Origin of the sequence: Bacteroides sp. AN502(2024) (genome assembly GCF_041227145.1) — a bacterium.
In the GTDB taxonomy this organism is placed as follows: domain Bacteria; phylum Bacteroidota; class Bacteroidia; order Bacteroidales; family Bacteroidaceae; genus Bacteroides.
In genome coordinates, this window is sequence record NZ_JBGFSP010000006.1 from 1 (window position 1) to 3,595 (window position 3,595).

Annotated in this window: 2 protein-coding genes and 1 pseudogene; 1 reads left to right on the top strand and 2 read right to left on the bottom strand. The window is 31.3% G+C overall.

What is annotated here, in order from left to right:
- Nucleotides 1-191: 191 nt before the first annotated feature.
- Nucleotides 192-1,200: pseudogene (locus AB9N12_RS16755) on the bottom strand (glycosyltransferase family 2 protein).
- Between the two features lie 272 nt (nt 1,201-1,472).
- Between AB9N12_RS16755 and AB9N12_RS16760 the strand changes: the two are divergent.
- Nucleotides 1,473-2,477: a glycosyltransferase gene (locus AB9N12_RS16760; RefSeq protein ID WP_369893285.1), complete on the top strand. Its 1,005-nt coding sequence runs from the start codon at nt 1,473-1,475 to the stop codon at nt 2,475-2,477.
- A gap of 323 nt (nt 2,478-2,800) precedes the next feature.
- On the opposite strand, the gene AB9N12_RS16765 is transcribed toward AB9N12_RS16760, so the two are convergent.
- Nucleotides 2,801-3,511, bottom strand: coding sequence for a glycosyltransferase family 2 protein (locus tag AB9N12_RS16765; RefSeq protein WP_369893286.1), 711 nt, complete (start codon nt 3,509-3,511; stop codon nt 2,801-2,803).
- Nucleotides 3,512-3,595: the final 84 nt, after the last annotated feature.

Consider the following 3,595-nt stretch of genomic DNA (forward strand, 5'->3'; position numbering starts at 1 on the left):
GGGTTAGCATCCTTTTTAAGAATAATATCCGTATCTTTGCTATCAGTTTATTATAATAACTAAGATAAATTAGGAATAAAGAGATGTCTTTTCCACGTCTTCAAGAGGTATAGGACTGTAAATTTAGTAAATGAAAATGATGTTTTCTAAGAAACTTCTTATAATATACTGTTTGTTGATAGTTTTCCCGCCTAGGTTCTGTCATTTTTGTATTTATGACTTTTAATTAGATACTGAATGCTAAAGGGAAGCTTTAGGAACAAAAAGCGTTTTATAGATTTGAGGGTTAGTCGGGTTTCCAAAATAGGAGGGATACAGTTTTGAGAGAGCCTTGCTAATCCTTTTATTAAGTCAACCTTTTTTATGTTCGAGTACATCGCTGGTAGGTATCGATGATAAATTTCAAATAAATAATATAAGTTTATTTCTTTTTGAAGATGTTTGCTAAGGTTGTTGTCTGCTTGTATTAATCTCCTGATTTCACTAAAAACTATGGTAAGATCATTTAGATGCTTTAAGGTGTAGCCTTGCCCCATATTTGTAATAGAATCTTCTCTCTTGCAATTATAAAGATAAGTTGTTCGGTTAGTTAAGGTAAATGATCTGGTATTTAAAGCGAGCATAGCATGCATTACTATGTCTTCGTGGTACACGTGTTCCAAAAAATGAATATGAAATTCTTTTAAAAAAGAAAGATTATATAATTTATTCCATGTAGTTACCCATATATCATTTTTTTCTTCATAAAAATATTGAGCCATGCATAATTTACCTTTTCGTGTTATATTAGGGTAGTTAGTAATTTTGAGTGAATTTTCATTTTCATCAATTTGATTGATTCCAGCTGCAACAAAGTCTACTTTTTCTTGTGAAATAACATTATATAAGGTTTCAATGCAATCAGGAACAATAGCATCGTCGCTATCCATAAAGTATAGATATTTTCCTCGAGCAAATTCAATTGCTGTGTTTCTCGTTCCTCCCAAACCGAGATTTTTTATGCGTAATTATACGGATGCAGTTACCTCTAGGATGTGTGCTTTTAAGTTGGTGGACTATATTCATACTGTTATCATGTCCTAAATCGTCTACTATCAAAATCTCTAATTTTTGATAAGTTTGGTTTAATGCAGATAACAAGGCACGTTTAATGTATTTTTCTACATTATAAATAGGCATTGAGAGAGTTATTAAGCACATACTTTTCTTTAATTCATTATGACACAATAATATTAGGTGATTACAAAGTTACTTTAATATTCTTAATGATGAAAGTTATTTCGTTTTTTATTGATTTCTTATCCCGAGCTTGCGCTATAATAGAAAAGAATAATTTCATTAGAATAAAACTTTGGATTATTTTCATTACCTTTGTTCTGAATATTATGTTTGTCTAAATAATAGGACTGATGTAAATTCTGCAATTCCTCTATTGTTTAAGACTATTGTTCTTTAATTTAAATTTTAATAATATGATATATATTATTTGTTATGATTGGCCTTCAACATCTGGTAATCATACAGGAATGAGGTATCTTTATGAATATATTCAAAAAAGAAATCCTGAATTGTATAAAATGTATACTTTCAATATGGGGAGGCGTTTTTTGGATAAGGGGAAAAAGGGGAAGAAAATCTCTGTTCTTTTTACGGCACTCAAATTAGCAATGGCATATAAATCGGGAGATAAATTTATTCTCACTGAATATTTGCATAGAGATTCATATCAAATATTGTTTGCAAAAATAATACGCTTTATATGTCCTAAAGCACCTATATATGCTATGGTGCATCTTGTTCCTGAAAAATTGGAAAGGCGATATTCGAAAGCACAAATAAAGAAGAGTTCACGATTTGTTACAGAAATTGTAACGTTGGGAAGTAGTTTGACATGCTATCTTAATAATTTAGGAATAGAGAATGTTTATACTTCATTTCATTATGTCGATAATAATTATTATACTCCTTCTACAAATCTATATAACAGAGGTGATGATGTCAAGGTAATAGTAATGGGTGCCTTGGCACGTGATTTTGAGCAGATAGCTTATATTGTTTCAAGACTTCCGCAAATTCATTTTTATATATGCAAAGGGCGGGAGAAAATTGATTATTTGTTTTCAGGCTTAAAGAATGTAACATTGGTGGGGTATGTTCCTGAGGCGGAATTAAAGCATTATATGAATGATCTTGATATTTCATTAAATGTGATGAAGGACACTATTGGAAGTAATGTAATTTGTACTTCAATGGCAACAGGATTAGCGATGGTGGTTAGTGATGTTGGATCTATACGAGACTATTGCGATGAGACCAACGCATGTTTCTGTTCTTCTCCCGATGATTTTATAAAGAGTCTTATGATCTTAGCAAATGATCGAGAGTTGCTCAATTCGTTAAAAAAAATGTCTTTGAGAAAAGCGCAGCAGTTTTCTATCGATAATTATTGTGTTAGCTTGTCATCTCTATTGGAATAATTGAAGAGTATAGTCGTTTATAGTTGTTGTAGTAAAATTCTTAAAGGACATTGTTAGTAAGGGTATTCTTTAAATTCGAAAATATAAGGCAACTTATTAATTGCTAGCTAATTGCCTTTTTATTTTCTTCCAAACATGATGAACTAAAACTTGCAAAGACACATTTAGTGTGAGTTTTTTTAGAGCATTGTATAAAAGTAAAAGGTCGTGTAAGCTAAAGTCGTTCTTTAGCGAATGCTGTAAGAATTTATATATATAACGTTTGATTGCTTTTTTGAATTTTCTTTCGTTAAGGTGAGAATGGTAGTTTATACCAATCCATTCTATGAAAAGTATTGTTGCTCTAATCTTTTCTTTGTTGAAATGAGTGGAGTTTGATATATTCTTCTTTCAGCATTTCTCCAACTGACGGGATTACCTGGTAAAGATATGATTCCTCCTGTAAATTCTGCAAATTTAGCCCATGTTGCATCATCGGTGCACCAAGCCAGAGGGAATTTAATAAATCCTCCTGTTTGTTCCCATACTGTTCGGCTAAATACATACTCACAGGCGGCAGAACTAATTTTTCCAGATAATTTATCTAATAAAAATTCATATCCAGAAGTTAAATCGGTTTTAAAAGGAGGGTTTTTATATTTTAGTTTACCATACTCGTCAACGACTTCTAAAGGGAAATGGAATATATATTTTCCATCAGAATGTTTTTGTGAGGCTTGAATTACACGTGCTACTCCATCAAAGGGCATTAAGTCGTCATCTGAAAAAAGCCATATAAGTTCTTCTTCTGACAATAATATGCATCGTTCCCAATGACCGGGTAGGTCTTTTTTACCCATATTTTGTTCAAAACGATGATATATAATGTCAAATTTGTTCTTGTAACAATCTACTATGGTCTCTAATGGGTAGGGGCTTGCATCATCACCAATATATACGGTAAATTCGTGATTGTTTTGTTTAGCGATAGAATCAAGTGTTTCTTGCAAAAAACGTGGTTTATAAGCTGGTATGATAATTGCTAATTTTTTCATTTTTATTGCTATCAATTAGGTTCTGCAAATATACACATTCAGTTTGTTTAAATATTGTATTTGCAACTTTTGTAATGGAAAACT